Source organism: Polaromonas sp. P1_G2 (assembly GCF_056405515.1).
Genome location: NZ_JBFUBY010001278.1, coordinates 1 through 431 on the forward strand (window position 1 = coordinate 1; position 431 = coordinate 431).

A 431-nucleotide genomic window follows, 5' to 3' on the forward strand; every position below is an offset into this window, starting at 1 on the left:
GATCTGCTCCGTCGAGAGATTGCCGCTGCGCGCCTTCATCGCCAGTGCCGTCCGGAAATTGTCGATGGCGCGCATGATGCGCGGATCGCGCTCCGGCTTGGCGGCTGACCGGATCGCCTCGAAGCGTGCGAACACTGCGTCTATCGCTTTGCGATTTTCCTCAAGTGTCGCCCGCCCGGCTTCGGTGGCGGTATAGAGCTTCTTGGCTCCATCCGTCGCCTGGACCTCGATGTCACCGGTTTCTTCGAGCAGCGTCAGCGTCGGGTAGATGACGCCGGCGCTCGGCGCGTAAAGGCCTGATGTCCGCTCTTCGAGTTCCTTGATGATTTCGTAGCCGTGGCGCGGCTGTTCGGCGACGAGCGCCAGGATCACAAGCCGCAGCATGCCGTGTTCGAAGAAGCGCCCACCGCGGCTGAACGGCCCGCCAGGAC

At 64.0% G+C, this 431-nt stretch carries 1 protein-coding gene; it reads right to left on the minus strand.

Annotated elements, in window-relative coordinates; all coding sequences use genetic code 11:
• The coding region (locus tag AC1D0P_RS30130; protein WP_477680086.1) for a PadR family transcriptional regulator at positions 1 to 431 on the minus strand (431 nt) is incomplete at both ends.